This window comes from Arthrobacter sp. KBS0702, from assembly GCF_005937985.2.
Classification (GTDB): domain Bacteria; phylum Actinomycetota; class Actinomycetes; order Actinomycetales; family Micrococcaceae; genus Arthrobacter.
Genome location: NZ_CP042172.1, coordinates 1,334,882 through 1,349,574, shown reverse-complemented (window position 1 = coordinate 1,349,574; position 14,693 = coordinate 1,334,882). Strand labels below are relative to the sequence as shown.

Annotated in this window: 14 protein-coding genes; 4 read left to right on the top strand and 10 right to left on the bottom strand. The window is 69.6% G+C overall.

Features of this window, described 5'->3' with window-relative positions:
- The first annotated feature begins 48 nt into the window (after positions 1–48).
- Both FFF93_RS06175 and FFF93_RS06170 read left to right on the top strand, forming a co-directional pair.
- Entirely contained in the window at positions 49–1,605 is a 1,557-nt protein-coding gene (locus FFF93_RS06175) for a DNA-3-methyladenine glycosylase 2 family protein (RefSeq protein WP_138769697.1), read from the top strand.
- Positions 1,602–2,117 carry a methylated-DNA--[protein]-cysteine S-methyltransferase gene (locus FFF93_RS06170; RefSeq protein WP_138769698.1) on the top strand — a complete coding sequence of 172 codons (516 nt, stop codon included), beginning with the start codon at positions 1,602–1,604 and terminating at the stop codon, positions 2,115–2,117. Before FFF93_RS06175 ends, FFF93_RS06170 begins: the two co-directional genes overlap by 4 nt.
- Positions 2,118–2,156: 39 nt before the next feature.
- Here the strand turns inward: FFF93_RS06170 and FFF93_RS06165 are convergent, their stop codons facing one another.
- The 10 genes from FFF93_RS06165 to argC form a co-directional block, all read right to left on the bottom strand.
- Entirely contained in the window at positions 2,157–2,897 is a 741-nt protein-coding gene (locus tag FFF93_RS06165; protein WP_138769699.1) for a maleylpyruvate isomerase family mycothiol-dependent enzyme, read from the bottom strand.
- Between the two features lie 76 nt (positions 2,898–2,973).
- Complete coding sequence (locus FFF93_RS06160) at positions 2,974–3,495, bottom strand: pyridoxal 5'-phosphate synthase (RefSeq protein WP_138769700.1); 522 nt, start codon at positions 3,493–3,495, stop codon at positions 2,974–2,976.
- A gap of 95 nt (positions 3,496–3,590) precedes the next feature.
- Positions 3,591–5,018: an argininosuccinate lyase gene (gene argH / locus FFF93_RS06155; RefSeq protein WP_138769701.1), complete on the bottom strand. Its 1,428-nt coding sequence runs from the start codon at positions 5,016–5,018 to the stop codon at positions 3,591–3,593.
- Positions 5,019–5,023: 5 nt separating this feature from the next.
- Positions 5,024–6,229, bottom strand: coding sequence for an argininosuccinate synthase (locus tag FFF93_RS06150; protein WP_138769702.1), 1,206 nt, complete (start codon positions 6,227–6,229; stop codon positions 5,024–5,026).
- A gap of 60 nt (positions 6,230–6,289) precedes the next feature.
- A complete protein-coding gene (locus FFF93_RS06145) occupies positions 6,290–6,820 on the bottom strand; it encodes an arginine repressor (protein WP_138769703.1) in 531 nt (176 codons plus the stop codon).
- The gene (argF, locus tag FFF93_RS06140; protein ID WP_138769704.1) at positions 6,820–7,833 is read right to left on the bottom strand and encodes an ornithine carbamoyltransferase; all 1,014 of its coding nucleotides are present in this window, start codon (positions 7,831–7,833) and stop codon (positions 6,820–6,822) included. Before argF ends, FFF93_RS06145 begins: the two co-directional genes overlap by 1 nt.
- Positions 7,830–9,104, bottom strand: a complete 1,275-nt coding sequence (locus tag FFF93_RS06135; protein ID WP_138769705.1) for an acetylornithine transaminase — start codon at positions 9,102–9,104, stop codon at positions 7,830–7,832. Before FFF93_RS06135 ends, argF begins: the two co-directional genes overlap by 4 nt.
- Positions 9,101–10,030, bottom strand: coding sequence for an acetylglutamate kinase (argB, locus tag FFF93_RS06130; protein ID WP_138769706.1), 930 nt, complete (start codon positions 10,028–10,030; stop codon positions 9,101–9,103). Before argB ends, FFF93_RS06135 begins: the two co-directional genes overlap by 4 nt.
- Before the next feature lie 40 nt (positions 10,031–10,070).
- Entirely contained in the window at positions 10,071–11,237 is a 1,167-nt protein-coding gene (gene argJ, locus FFF93_RS06125; protein ID WP_138769707.1) for a bifunctional glutamate N-acetyltransferase/amino-acid acetyltransferase ArgJ, read from the bottom strand.
- Positions 11,234–12,265, bottom strand: coding sequence for an N-acetyl-gamma-glutamyl-phosphate reductase (gene argC / locus FFF93_RS06120; RefSeq protein ID WP_138769708.1), 1,032 nt, complete (start codon positions 12,263–12,265; stop codon positions 11,234–11,236). The genes argJ and argC overlap by 4 nt, the downstream gene beginning before the upstream one ends.
- 183 nt (positions 12,266–12,448) lie before the next feature.
- Between argC and FFF93_RS06115 the strand changes: the two genes are divergently transcribed.
- Positions 12,449–13,552: an acyl-CoA desaturase gene (locus FFF93_RS06115; RefSeq protein ID WP_138770508.1), complete on the top strand. Its 1,104-nt coding sequence runs from the start codon at positions 12,449–12,451 to the stop codon at positions 13,550–13,552.
- Between the two features lie 141 nt (positions 13,553–13,693).
- Positions 13,694–14,659: a quinone oxidoreductase gene (locus tag FFF93_RS06110; protein ID WP_138769709.1), complete on the top strand. Its 966-nt coding sequence runs from the start codon at positions 13,694–13,696 to the stop codon at positions 14,657–14,659.
- Positions 14,660–14,693 lie beyond the last annotated feature (34 nt).

Genomic DNA, 14,693 nt, shown 5'->3' with positions numbered 1-14,693 from the left:
TCCGATTTCCGCTAGCAGGGACTGGTTCGAAGCTGGCAGGATGGAGCCATGGACTTCTGGCAGCGCTACCGGGCAATCGACGCCCGGGATACCCGCTTCGACGGGCAGTTCTACACCGCTGTCCGGACCACCGGCATTTACTGCCGTCCTTCATGCCCAGCCCGGACACCCAAGGCGGACAACGTCACGTTCTATGAAACGTCCGCTGCCGCACACGACGCCGGCTACCGGGCCTGCAAACGTTGCCTGCCCGAGGCTGTGCCCGGCACGCCGGCGTGGAACGTGCGCTCGGACATCGCGGGCCGGGCCATGCGGTTGATCAACGACGGCGTGATCAACCGCGACGGCGTCGAAGGGCTGGCGTCCCGGCTGGGCTACTCCTCGCGCCAGCTCAACCGGATCCTCAGCCACGAACTCGGCGCCGGTCCACTGTCCCTGGCGCGGGCCAGCCGCGCCCAGACCGCCCGGACACTGCTGGTCTCCACCCCGATGAAGGCCGCCGACATCGCTTTCGCCTCGGGGTTCAGCAGCGTGCGCCAGTTCAACGAGACCATCGCCGAGGTCTTTGCCATGACCCCCTCGGAGCTGCGGGCCACGGCCCGGCACCAGCACCCCCCGGGCCGGGCCGCGGTGTCCTCCACGGCCCTGACGTTGAATCTGCCCTACCGGGAGCCGTTCGATCCCGGCGTCTTCGAGTTCCTGGCCGTCCGTGCCATCCCAGCCATCGAGGAAGGCACGTCGACCTCGTACGCCCGGACGCTTCGGCTGGCCCACGGGGACGCCCGATTCCGGGTGGAGTACTGCGCCGATGCTCCGGGACGCCCGATCAGGCTCAGCATCGGCGCGGTGGACCTGCGGGACCTGGCCTCGCTGCTGAGCCGGGTCCGCCGCCTCTTGGACCTCGACGCCGATCCCGTCGCCATCGACGGGGCGCTGGGGGCGGATTCCCGCCTGGCGGCCAGCGTTGCGGCTGCGCCGGGGATGCGGATGCCCGGCGCCGTGGATCCTCAGGAGCTGTTGATCCGCGCCATGATCGGCCAACAGATCACCGTGGCGGCTGCCAGGACAGCCCTGGTCCAGCTCTCCGAGTGCGGCAGCGGAAGCCTGGTTCCCACGGACGGACTGCACCGGATCTTCCCGACGCCGGCCGAAATCGCGGACACCGGATTCCAGTTGCTCCGCGGACCGCAGCGCAGGATCGATTCCATCCGCGGCGCAGCGGCGGCGATGGCCGCCGGCGAGCTGGATTTCGGCTACGGCGACGACCTGGCCGGGCTGCAGACCAAGCTCCTGCCGCTGCCCGGCGTCGGACCGTGGACGGTGGGATACCTCGCGATGCGGGTGATCGGCGCGCCGGACGTCTTCCTGGCCAACGACGCCGCGGTCCGCAACGGCATCCTTTCACTGGCCGAGGCGGCGGCCCCGGATTCCCTTTCGCCCGATTCGCTCTCCCCGGATTTTCGCGAGCTCAGCCCCTGGCGCTCCTACGCCACCATGCACCTGTGGCGCGCGGCTGCCGCGGCCCAGTCCAGAGCCCGGACCAGGGCGGTCCGCACCACATCAGCCCGTAACAGCACACTTGCCCCGAAGAAAGTGACGCAATGAACGCCCAGTTATTGACCATGGACACGCCCGACGGCCCGTTCACCATCATCGCCCGCGACGGCGCCGTCCTGGCCTCCGGCTGGACTGCGGTGCCCGGCGAACTCACCGGCCAGATCCACCCGGAGCTGCTGCCGGGCGGCTACGAACCGGTCGCGGGGCTGGGCGGGATCTCGGCTGCCGTCGAGGAGTTCTACGCGGGCAACCCCGGGGCCGCGATGGAGGTCCCCGTGCTGCAGAAATCCGGGCCGTTCCGCAGCCACGCATGGGACATGCTGCGGACCGTTGCCGCGGGACATCCGGTGACCTACACCGAGTACGCGGAACTGTCGGGCAACGCCAAGGCTGTCCGGGCGGCGGCAAGTGCCTGCGCCTTCAATGCGGCCGCGTTGTTTGTGCCGTGCCACCGGGTGATCCGGACCGACGGGAGCTTGGGCGGTTTCCGCTGGGGACTGGCGATCAAGGAGAGCCTGCTGGACCGCGAGCGGCAGCTGGCCCTGGCCGCGCAGGCCTAATCAAGCACGCCTAATCAAGCACGCCTCGTTCCAGCGGCCCTACTTGGTCACGGGGACACCCGCGGGCCAGGGCAGCAGCGCCGGCAGCTCGACGCCGTCGGCCGCGGCCGTGGCGCGCAGGCTGCCCAGGGTGGGCGTCCGCCCGGCGAGCCACGCCGCGATGTCGGTGAGCATGCCGTTGATCACGGTCGAGCGCCCACCCGCTGCGCCGAGGGCGACGGACGGCAGGCCGAGCGGCTGCAGCACGAATCTCTCCCCCTCGGGCACCCGGGCGGCGAGGAATTCGAAGAGGTGCTCGCAGAACGGCCGGCTCCAGGTTTCCGGGCCCCGGCCCGTGCCGAGGTCGGTGGCGTGGATGGTGAGTTCGCGCCAGAGTGCCAGGCCGCCGTCGAACACCACGCCGTCGCGGAAGGTGATGGGCGCCTGCCAGCCTTCCTCGTCGAGGGAGCCGAAGGCGGCCAGGGCGCGGTCGATGGCAGCTCCCACGGCGGCGCGGTGCTGCTCCGCGCCGTGGCCGGCGGCCAGCTCGATGGCGCGGTTGCGGCCTTCGAAGCCGCCGTCGTAGAGCTCGATGCGTTCCCCGCGGGTGGAGTACTCCACCTGGCGGGCCATGGCGTTGGCGATCCCGGTCACGTGGGCCAGGACGTGCCCGCGGGTCCAGCCGGGCAGTTCCGACGGCGCGGCCACCGCGGCGTCGTCGAGGCTGGCGGCGATTCCGGTCACGACGTCGGCGGCGCGGCGGAGTTCTGCCAGTAGATATTCGGGCGTGATTGAAGTCATGGCGCCCATCCTAACGGAGCCGTTTGATTAATCCGGATTAACCGGCGCCCCGCGCCGCGGACGCCGGGAGTTCCGCTTATTGCGGCCCGTAGCGGTGCCGGATGTGCCGGCGGTCGTGCCGTGCCTGCCAGAATTCGAGCTCCCTCGGACGCAGCGCGTAAAGCTGCCAGGCTGAGTTCTCACTCCCGTCGGCGCCGGGCCGGGCATGCCAGTCGGCCGCGGAGGCCGCGGAGGAGAGCTCCACGACGTCCCCGGCCACGCGGACCTGCCGGCCCTGCTGCTGCCAGAAGAAGTTCAACGCGGCGTTCGGGTTGGCCCTCAGCTCCCGGCCCTTGCGGGACTCACGGGAGGTGGCGAAATGCCAGCCGTCGGCGTCAATGTCCTTGAGGATCAGCATCCGCGAGGACGGCCGGCCGTGTTCATCGGCCGTGGCGAGGCTGCAGGCGTTGGGCTGCGGGACCCCGGCGGCCAGCGCTTCGCCGAGCCACTGCCGGAACAGTTCCGCGGGGTCCGCGGGCGCCGCCGCAGGGTCGAAGTCCGGGAGCACGTCCGGGAAATCGGGCAGGGCACGCAGGAACTGGCGGAACGATTCGCTCATGCCGTAATGCTACCGAGGAGTGGTCGGCGGCCAACGCACAACGCTCCCTCACCTTTGGCAGGAATCGGTGCCAAAGGTGAGGGAGCGTCTGGTTGCTACCCGGCGTACCCACGCACTGCGTCGAGCTCCGCCTCGAGCGCCAGCAGCTGGCGTTCGACGGCGGCCGGCGCGGTGCCGCCCTGCGAGTTCCGGCTGTTGAGCGAGCCCTCGGTGGACAGGACCGTGCGGACCTCCGGGGTCAGGTGCTCCGAGATGGCAGCGTATTCCTCATCCGTCAGGTCCCAGAGTTCGACGTCGCGGCTTTCGGCCTGCTTGACCGCGGCACCGGAGAGCTCGTGCGCCTCGCGGAACGGCACGCCCTGGCGGACCAGCCATTCGGCGATGTCCGTGGCCAGCGCGAAGCCCTGGGGTGCCAGCGATTCCATTCGCTCGGTGTTGAACTTCAGCGTCGCGATCATGCCGGACACGGCCGGAAGCAGCAGCTCCAGGGTGTCGGCGGCGTCGAAGACCGGTTCCTTGTCCTCCTGCAGGTCGCGGTTGTACGCGAGCGGCAGGCCCTTGAGGGTGGCGAGCAGTCCGGTCAGGTCGCCGATCAGCCGGCCGGCCTTGCCGCGGGCCAGCTCGGCCACGTCCGGGTTCTTCTTCTGCGGCATGATCGAGGAGCCGGTGGAGTAGGAATCGTGCAGGGTCACGAAGGAGAACTCCTTGGTGGCCCACAGGATCACTTCCTCGGAAACCCGGGACAGGTCCACGCCGATCATGGCCGAGACCCAGGCGAACTCGGCGAAGACATCGCGGGAGGCGGTGCCGTCGATCGAGTTGTGCGTGGCCGAGTTGAAGCCCAGGTCCGCCGCGACGGCCTCCGGGTCCAAGCCGAGCGAGGAACCGGCGAGGGCGCCGGAGCCATAGGGAGACACCGCCGCCCGCTTGTCCCAGTCCGCCAGCCGCTGCACATCGCGCAGCAGCGCCCAGGCGTGGGCCAGCAGGTGGTGGCTGAGCAGGACCGGCTGGGCGTGCTGCAGGTGGGTGCGGCCGGGCATGGCCACGCCCTGGTGTGCCTTGGCCTGGCCGATCAGGGCGTCGATAGTGGCGAGCACGCCGCGGGCGATGATCCGGGCATGGTCGCGCAGGAACATCCGGCCCAGGGTGGCCACCTGGTCGTTGCGCGACCGGCCGGCGCGGAGCTTGCCGCCGAGCTGGGTGCCGGCGCGCTCGATCAGGCCGCGCTCCAGCGAGCCGTGCACGTCCTCGTCCGACTCGGCCGGGGTGTACGCCCCCGATGCCACGTCCGCGTCCAGCCGGTCCAGGGCGTCGAGCATGCCCGCCAGTTCGGCGTCGTCCAGCAGGCCGGACGTGTGCAGCACGCGGGCGTGCGCCTTTGACCCGGCGATGTCGTAGCGGGCCAGCCGCCAGTCGAAATGCGTGGACTTGCTAAGCGCGGCGAGGGCGTCCGCGGGGCCGCCGGCGAACCGGCCGCCCCACAGCGCGCCTGTGTTCGTCGCCTCCGATTTTTGCTCAGCCACAGAGACTACTTCCCCGCGACGCGGATGTCGCGGCCGGAGGCGACCTTGGCGGACATGCCCCACAGCTCGATGAAGCCGCGGGCCATCGACTGGTCGAAGGTGTCGCCGGTGTCGTAGGTGGCGAGATCGAAGTCGTAGAGCGAGGTCTCCGAGCGGCGCCCGTTGACGATCGCCTGGCCGCCGTGCAGGACCATGCGGATGTCGCCGGAGACGTAGCGCTGCGTGTCCATGATGAAGGCGTCAAGGGAGCGCTTGAGCGGGGAGAACCACTGGCCGTCGTAGACCAGTTCGGCCCAGCGCTGGCCGACGGTCGCCTTGAAGCGGGCCTGCTCGCGCTCGATCGTGATGTCCTCGAGGTGCTTGTGCGCGGTGATCAGCGCCATCGCGCCGGGGGCCTCGTAGATTTCGCGGGACTTGATGCCGACGAGGCGGTCCTCGACGACGTCGATCCGGCCGACGCCCTGGGCGCCGGCGCGGCGGTTCAGTTCCTTGATGGCCTGCAGCGGGGTGACCTTGACGCCGTCGATCGCGACCGGGATGCCGGCTTCGAAGGAGATGGTGACTTCATCCGGGGCCGGCGGGAATTCCGGGGTGGCGGTGTAGTCGTAGATGTCCTTGGTGGGGGCATTCCAGATGTCCTCGAGGTAGCCGGTTTCGACGGCGCGGCCCCAGACGTTCTGGTCGATCGAGTACGGGTTCTTCTTGGTGGTCTCGATCGGCAATCCCTTTTCCTCGGCGAAGGCAATGGCCTTGTCGCGGGTCAGGGCGAGGTCGCGGACCGGGGCGATGCACTTCAGGTCCGGGCCTAGGGTCTGGATGCCGACCTCGAAGCGGACCTGGTCGTTGCCCTTGCCGGTGCAGCCGTGCGCCACGGTGGTGGCGCCGAATTCGCGGGCGGCCTTGACCAGGTGCTTGACGATCACCGGGCGGGAGATGGCGGAGACCAAGGGGTAGTGGCCCTGGTAGAGGGCGTTGGCCTGCAGCGTGGGCATGCAGTATTCATTGGCGAACTCGTCGGAGGCGTCGGCCACGTAGGCCTCGACGGCGCCGCAGCCCAGGGCACGCTGACGGATGGTCTCCAGCGACTCGCCGCCCTGTCCGACGTCGACCGCCACGGCAATGACCTCGGCGCCGGTCGCTTCACCGATCCAGCCGATGGCTACGGAAGTATCCAGGCCACCGGAGTAGGCCAGCACAATACGCTCAGTCACTTCAAATGCTCCTTAGTTGTTTGGGTTCTTGGTTGTCTGGTGAAAGTTCACGGGTAAAGCTCATTGGCCGGCCTCTTCGGCCAGCTGCAGGAAGCGGGCGGCGACGGCGGCGCCACCGGCCGGGTCGCGGGTGACCAGCAGCACGGTGTCGTCCCCGGCGATGGTGCCCAGGATCGAGGGCATCACCGAGTGGTCGATCGCGAGGGCCAGGAAGTTCGCGGCCCCCGGCGGGGTCCGGAGCACCACGAGGTTCGCGGACGCCTCGGCCGTGACGAGCAGTTCGCCGCAGAGCCGCGCGAGGCGGGCGTCGAGGATTTCCTGGGTCACCCCGCTCTTGGCGCCGCGTTCGCCGCCCTCCCCCGGCACGGCGTAGACGAGCACGCCATCCTTGCCGCGGACCCGGACGGCGCCGAGCTCCACGAGGTCGCGGGACAGCGTCGCCTGGGTGACCTGGACGCCGTCGTCCGCGAGCAGCGCCGCGAGCTCCGCCTGCGAGCGGACGGACTCGCCGGTGAGGATCGCGGTGATCCGCGCCTGCCGGGCCGTTTTGGTGGCCGGACTGGCCCCCTGGGCGGCGGGCTGGACGGACATCAGTCCAGCCCGTCCACCGGCGCCAGCCCCTCGACTGGCGCGAGCCCGTCAACAACGGCCAGGCCGGAGCGGTGCATGAGCCACGCCATCAGGGCCTTTTGGGCATGGAGCCGGTTCTCGGCCTCGTCCCAGACCACGGACTGCGGGCCGTCGATCACGCCGGCGGCAATTTCGTAGCCGCGGTAGGCGGGCAGGCAGTGCAGCACGACGGCGTCGGGAGCGGCGAGCTTCATCGCGGCCTCGTCGACGGAGTAGTCGCGGAACAGCTGCAGCCGCGCTTCCTTCTCGTCCTCCTGGCCCATCGACACCCAGGTGTCGGTGGCGACGACGTCGGCACCCCGGAGCGCCTCGGCGGCGTCGACCGTGACGAGCACCGAGCCGCCGGTCTGGGCGGCACGCTCCTCGGCGGCGGCGACGATCTCGGCGGCGGGCAGGTAGCCCTGCGGGCCGGCGATGCGCACGTGCATGCCGGCCGTGACGCCGGCCAGCAGGTAGGAGTTGGCCATGTTGTTGGCCGCGTCGCCGAGGTAGCTCATGGTCAGGCCCGCCAGCCCGCCCTTGTGCTCCTTGACGGTCAGCAGGTCGGCCAGGAGCTGGCAGGGGTGGTAGTCGTCGCAGAGGGCGTTGATGACCGGGACACGGGAGTTTTCCGCCATCGCGACGAGGCCGGCGTGCGCGCCGGTCCGCCACACGATGGTGGAGACCATGCGCTCGAGGACCTTGGCAGTGTCCTCGACCGATTCCTTGTGGCCGATCTGGGCCTCGCCCGGGTTGATGATGAGGGCGTTGCCGCCCATGTCCGCGATGCCGGTGGCGAAGGAGACGCGGGTGCGGGTGGATGTTTTGTCGAAGATCACCGCCACCGTCTTGCGCCCGCTGCCCTCCGCGGCAAAGGGCTGGACGCTGTACGGCGCGGCCTTCATCCGGACGGCGAGGTTCAGGACCTCGGCCTGCTCGGCCGGGGTGAGGTCCGTGTCCTTGAGGAAGTGGCGGGTGGTCACAGGTGCAGTCACTGGGCGTCCTTTGCGGTCTGGAGGAGAGCGGGCAGCGCGGCGAGGAAGCGGTCGGCCTGCTCCTTGGAAAGGATCAGCGGCGGCGCGAGCCGGATGGTGTGCGGTCCGGGGCTGTTGACGATGAACCCGGCGTCGAGCCCCGCGGTGACGACCGCGGGGGCGACGTCGGCGTCGAGGTCGAAACCGATCAGCAGTCCTTCGCCGCGGACCTCGGTGACGCCGTCGATCGCGGCGAGGCCGGAGCGCAGGTGCTCCCCCACCTTCCGGACGTGGGCCAGCACCTGCTGGCTTTCCAGCACGTGCAGGGTGGCCAGGGCCGCCGCGGTGGCCACCGGGTTTCCGCCAAAGGTCGTCCCGTGCTGGCCGGCGGACAGCAGGGCGGACACCTCCGGGCCGAAGGTGAGCAGTGCGCCGATCGGGAAACCGCCGCCGAGGCCCTTGGCAAGGGTCACCGCGTCGGGGACGATCCCGGCGTCCTCACTGGCCAGCCACTTGCCGGTACGTCCGATGCCGGTCTGGACCTCGTCCAGGATCAGCAGCGCGCCGGCCGCGGTAGTGGCCTCGCGGGCCGCCAGCAGGTAACCGGCGGGCAGCGGGCGGACGCCCGCTTCGCCCTGGATCGGTTCGAGGAAGACGGCGGCGGTGGTGTCGTCGATCGCGGCGCGCAGGGCCTCGATGTCGCCGAACGGCACGTGCACGACGCCGCCGGGCAACGGCGCGAACGGTGCCCGGTAGGCCTCCTTGGCGGTCAGCGCCAGGGCGCCCATGGTGCGGCCGTGGAAGGCGCCCTCGAGGGCGATGATTTTAGTGCGCGGCGCGTCCGGCGAGCCGGCGTTCCGCCGGGCCAGCTTGAAGGCCGCCTCGACGGCCTCGGTGCCGGAGTTGGCGAAGAACACCTTGGACCCGGCCGGCGCTTTGCTGATCTCCAGCAGCTTCTCGGCGAGGGCCACCTGCGTGGGGCTGGTGAAGAAGTTGGAGACGTGGCCCAGGGTGGCGAGCTGGCTGGAGATCACGGAGGTGACGAACGGGTGTGCGTGGCCGAGCGCGTTCACTGCGATCCCGCCGAGCAGGTCCAGGTACTCCTTGCCGTCGGCGTCCCAGACCAGGCATCCGGCGCCGCGCACCAGGACCCGCTGCGGGGTGCCGAATACGCCGAGCAGCGCCGAGGAATAGCGGGACAGCCACTGCGCGCCGGTGGCGTGCGAAGCGACGAGCTCGCCGACCGGGGAGTGGTCGAGGTCCGTGGATGGTGCAGTTTCAATCTGGTTCATTTGCTTTCCTCATCCGGGACGACCTGGGTGCCGATGCCGGCGGTCGTGAAGGTTTCCAGCAGCATTGAGTGCGGCAGGCGGCCGTCCACGATGTGCGCGCGTTCAACGCCGTCGTCGATGGCTTTCAGGCAGGCCGCCATTTTCGGGATCATGCCCGACTCCAGCCGGGGTAGCATCTCGCGCAGCTCCGAGGCCGTCAGGGAGGAGATCAGCGAGGAGCGGTCCGGCCAGTTGGCGTAGAGGCCTTCGACGTCGGTCAGGATAACCAGTTTGGAGGCGCCCAGGGCGGACGCGACGGCGGCGGCGGCAGTGTCCGCGTTGACGTTGAGCACCTGGCCGGTGGTGGAGCCGTCGTCGTGGATTTCCGGCGCGACGGTCGAGATCACCGGGATCCGGCCGGCCGCGATGATGTCCAGGATGCCTTCGGGGTTCACGCCGACGACTTCGCCGACGAGGCCCAGGTCCACTTCTTCACCGTCGACCACGGTGCCGGTCCGGACCGCGCGCAGCAGCCCGCCGTCCTCGCCGGACATGCCGACGGCGTAGGGGCCGTGCGAGTTGATCAGGCCTACCAGTTCGCGGCCCACCTGGCCGGTAAGGACCATGCGGACCACGTCCATCGCTTCGGGCGTGGTGACGCGCAGGCCGCCCTTGAACTCGGATTCGATGCCGAGCCTGCTGAGCATGGCGTTGATCTGCGGACCGCCGCCGTGCACCACGACCGGGTGGATGCCAACGTGGTGCAGGAAGACGACGTCCTCGGCGAAGGCGCGGCGGAGCTCGTCGTTGACCATGGCGTTGCCGCCATACTTGATCACCATGGTGGTCCCGGCGAAGCGCTGGATCCAGGGCAGCGCCTCGATCAGGGTGCCGGCCTTGCCCCGGGCATCTGCCATGGAGGTGGTTTCGCGGGTCTGCGTGTTCATGCTGTTCGTCCCAACTGTTGTTTGTCCCTCCCGGGCCGGCCTAGCTGGAGTAGGCGCTGTTTTCGTGGACGTAGTCGTGCGTGAGGTCGTTGGTCCAGATCGTCGCCTCGGCGGCCCCGGCCTGCAGGTCGATCTCGACGAGGACTTCGCGCGGTTCCAGGTCCACGAGGTTCCGGTCGTCGCCGATGCTGCCGTTGCGGCAGATCTGCACGCCGTTCATCGACACATTGAGCTGGTCCGGTTCGAAGGCCGCGTCGGTGGTGCCGACGGCGGAGAGCACCCGGCCCCAGTTGGGGTCCTTGCCGAAGATCGCCGTCTTGAAGAGGTTGGAGCGGGCCACGGCCCGGCTGACCACTTCGGCGTCCTTTTCGCTGGCGGCGTTGAAGGTGCGGATGGCAATGTCATGGCTGGCGCCCTCGGCGTCGCCGATCAGCTTGCGGGCCAGGTCGGCGCAGACCTGGGTGAGGCCCTTGCCGAAGTCGGCGGCGGATGGCACGGACCCCGAGGCGCCGGAGGCGAGCAGCACCACGGTGTCGTTGGTGGACATGCAACCGTCCGAGTCGGCCCGGTCGAAGGTGACGCGGGTGGCGTCGCGGAGGGCAACGTCGAGCAGTTCGGGCTGGACGTCCGCGTCCGTGGTCAGGACGACGAGCATGGTGGCCAGGCCCGGGGCGAGCATGCCTGCGCCCTTGGCCATGCCGCCGATGGTGAACTCCCGGCCCTCGGCGTCGGTGCCGGTGAAGAGCGCCTGCTTGGAGACCGAGTCGGTGGTCATGATGGCGGTGGCGGCGGCCGGGCCGCCGTCGGCGCTCAGCTCCCCGGCCGCGACGCTGATGGCCGGGACCAGCTTGTCCATCGGAAGCTGCTCGCCGATCAGGCCGGTGGAGCAGACGAAAATGTCCGTCGCGGAAGCGCCAAGGGCCTCTGCGGCCTTTTCCGCGGTGGTGTGCGTGTTTTGGAAGCCCTGCGGTCCGGTGCAGGCGTTGGCGCCGCCGGAGTTGAGGATGACGGCGTCCACGCGGCCGTCCTTGATGACCTCGCGGGACCAGTGCACGGGGGCCGCGGCCACCCGGTTGGAGGTGAAGACGGCGGCGGCGGCCTTGTTGGGGCCGTCGTTGACCACAAGGGCCAGGTCCGGGTTTCCGGAGGCCTTCAGGCCGGCCTTGACGCCGGCGGCGCGGAATCCCTGGGGGGCGGTGATGCTCACGGTGCGACTCCCTGCAGTTCGAGGCCGGCGGTTTCCGCCAGGCCGAGGGCAATGTTCATGGACTGCACGGCGCCGCCGGCGGTCCCCTTGGTGAGGTTGTCGATGGCGCAGGTGACGATCACCCGGCCGGCGCGGGCGTCGAGGGCCAGCTGCATCACGGCGTGGTTGGAACCCTGCACGGACTTGGTGGAGGGCCACTGGCCTTCCGGCAGCAGGTGGACGAACGGTTCCTCGTCGTAGGCCTCGGCCCAGGCGCGCCGCAGTTCCTCGGCCGTCACGCCCGGGCGTACCTTCGCCGTGGCGGTCGTGAGGATGCCGCGGCTCATCGGAGCCAGGGTGGGGGTGAAGGAGACGGTAACCGGGGCATTCAGTGCCTTGGAGAGACCCTGCTCGATCTCCGGGGTGTGCCGGTGCCCGCCGCCGACGCCGTAGGGGCTCATCGAGCCCATCACCTCGGCGCCGATGAGGTTCACCTTCGCGGCTTTGCCGGCCCCGGAGGTGCCGGACGCGGAAACGATCACGACGTCGTCGGCCTGGAGCAGGTGGTTGCTGAAGCCCGGGGTGAGGGCCAGCAGTGCCGACGTCGGGTAGCAGCCGGGCACGGCGATCCGCTTGGCGCCGCGGAGGGCCTCACGCTGGCCCGGAAGTTCGGGCAGGCCGTAGGGCCAGGTGCCGGCGTGCGGCGAGCCGTAGAACTTCTCCCACGCCGCCGGGTCCTCCAGCCGGTGGTCCGCGCCGGCGTCGATCACCACGGTGCCTTCCGGCAGCTGCGCTGCGATCGCCGCGGACGCGCCGTGCGGCAGCGCGAGGAACACCACGTCGTGCCCGGCGAGGTTCTCCACGGTGGTGTCCTCGAGGATCCGGTCCGCCAGACCGTGGAGATGCGGCTGCAATTCCCCTAGTCTGGAACCGGCGTTGCTGTGCGCGGTGATGGCGCCGATGGTGACGTCGGGATGACCGGCCAGGAGCCTCAGGACTTCGCCGCCGGCGTAGCCGCTCGCACCGGAGACGGCAACAGAAATAGTCATAGCCCCGAGTATACAGCAAGACTATGCATAGAACCCGATATTTATGCATCTAGTTGGCCGTGCCCTGCGCCTCGGCCCCACCGCGCCAACCTCCCGCGTATGCTGGGTAGAGGGTGATCCAGACCGTGCCGCTGCAAATGTCAGCTGCAGCGTTGCCCGTAACAGTTACGAGGCATGCGTTCCATGACCCCCACCACCACACTTTCCGCCGAAAAACCGGCGCGCCCGCAGCCGCGGGTCCGGCAACCGAACACCGTCGTCCTGAGCTATTCCGAGCTGCTGAAGCGCGTCAAGGCCGAAGGCCTGCTGGAACGCCGCACCGGGTTCTACCTCACGGTGTTTTCCGTTTTGGTCCTGCTGATGACCGCCACCTGGTTCGGGTTCGCCCTGATCGGTGACAGCTGGTTCCAGCTCCTTATCGCCGCCGCCCTGGGCATTCTCTGCACCCAGCTGAGCTTCCTGGCCCACGAGGCCGGGCACCGGCAGATCTTCGCCTCGCGCCGCGCCAACGACTGGGCCGCGCGGCTGCTCGCCACCTCCGTGGCCGGCATCAGCTACTCCTGGTGGGAGCAAAAGCACGGCGCGCACCACAACCACCCCAACGTCATCTCCAAGGACCCGGACATCGCCACCGGCGCGATCGCCTTCTTCCCGGAAGCCGCCGCAACCCGGCAGGGGCGGTTCTCCTTCCTGACCCGCAAGCAGGGCTGGTTCTTCTTCCCGCTGCTGTTCCTGGTCGGCCTTGGCCTGCAGATCGATTCGGTCAAGTTCATCTTCCAGCGCGCCAAGGTCACGCACCGCTGGGTGGAGATCCCCATCCTGGTGGCCCGCCTGAGCGTGCTGCCGGTCCTCGCCTTCACGTTCCTGCCCTTGGGCATGGCGTTTGCCTTCATCGGTGTGCAACTCGCCGTCTTCGGCTTCTACATGGGCGCCTCCTTCGCACCAAACCACAAGGGCATGCCGGTGCTGCCTGCAGACAGCCGGGTGGACTTCTTCAGCCGCCAGGTCCTGACCTCGCGAAACATCTCCGGCGGCCGCTTTATGGACATCCTGCTCGGTGGCCTCAACCGCCAGGCCGAGCATCACCTCTTCCCGGACATGGCGCGCCCGCAGCTGGACAAGGCGGCAGTGATCGTTCGCGAGTTCTGCGCCAAGCACCAGGTCCCGTATACCGAAACCACGCTGCTTCAGTCCTACGGCATCATCGTGCGCTACCTCAACGACGTCGGCCTCGCCGCGGGCCGCCACTTCGAATGCCCGATGGCCACCGTTACCCGCCGTTACTAGCCTCCGGCCGGGCATGCTTCGCCCGGCGCGGCCCTGTCCCTAGGATGGTCTCAGGATCCGGGCCGAGAAACCCTTCTCCCCCGGTGCGCTGATAATTCGGTGCGCTGATGAATCGCAGCGCTGCACTTCAGAAGGAGACACATGACGCACGCAATTGTGGCCCGGCAGTCCGGCGGACCCGAGGTCCTCGAACTGGCAGAAGTCGACCGTCCGGTTCCGGGCCCCGGCCAGCTGCTGATCAAGGTCGCCGCCGTGGGCGTGAACTTCATCGACACCTACAAGCGCAGCGGCGTCTACAAGGTGCAGTACCCCTTCACCCCGGGTTCCGAGGCCTCCGGAACCGTGGAGGAAACCGGCGACGGCGTGACCGGCTTCTCCGCCGGTGACCGGGTGGCGACGGCCGAGGGCGTCAACTGCTACGCCGGGTACGCCCTCGTGGACGCGGACAAGGCGCTGCCGGTGCCGCGCGGCGTCGACGACTTCACCGCTGCCGCGCTCCCCCTGCAGGGCATCACCGCGCACTACCTGATCAACTCCTCCTTCAAGGTGGAACCGGGCCACACGGTGCTGCTGCACGCCGGCGCCGGCGGCGTCGGCCTGCTCCTGATCCAGCTGCTCAAGGCCCGGGGCGCGAACGTCATCACCACGGTCTCCACCGACGAGAAGGAAGCGCTGGCCCGCGAAGCCGGCGCCGACCACGTGCTGCGTTACGACGGCTTCGCCGCCAGGGTGCGCGAACTGACCGGCGGCGCCGGCGCGCACGTGGTGTACGACGGCGTCGGGAAGGACACCTTCGACGGATCGCTGGCTGCCCTCCGGATCCGCGGCACGCTGGTGCTCTTCGGCGCGGCATCGGGTCCGGTGCCGCCGTTCGACCCGCAACGTTTGAACGCCGGAGGCTCGCTGTACCTGACCCGGCCGACGATCACGCACTTCCTCCAGGACGCACAGGAACGCCGCTGGCGCTCCGACGAGCTCTTCGCCGCCGTGGCGGACGGCAGCCTCAAGGTCCGGATCGGCGCCCGCTACGACCTCGCCGACGCCGCCACGGCCCACACCGACCTGGAGCAGCGGCGCACCACCGGCAAAGTCATCCTGGTTCCCTGATCCCGCACGGGAGCGACGCCGAATTCTCCCGTTC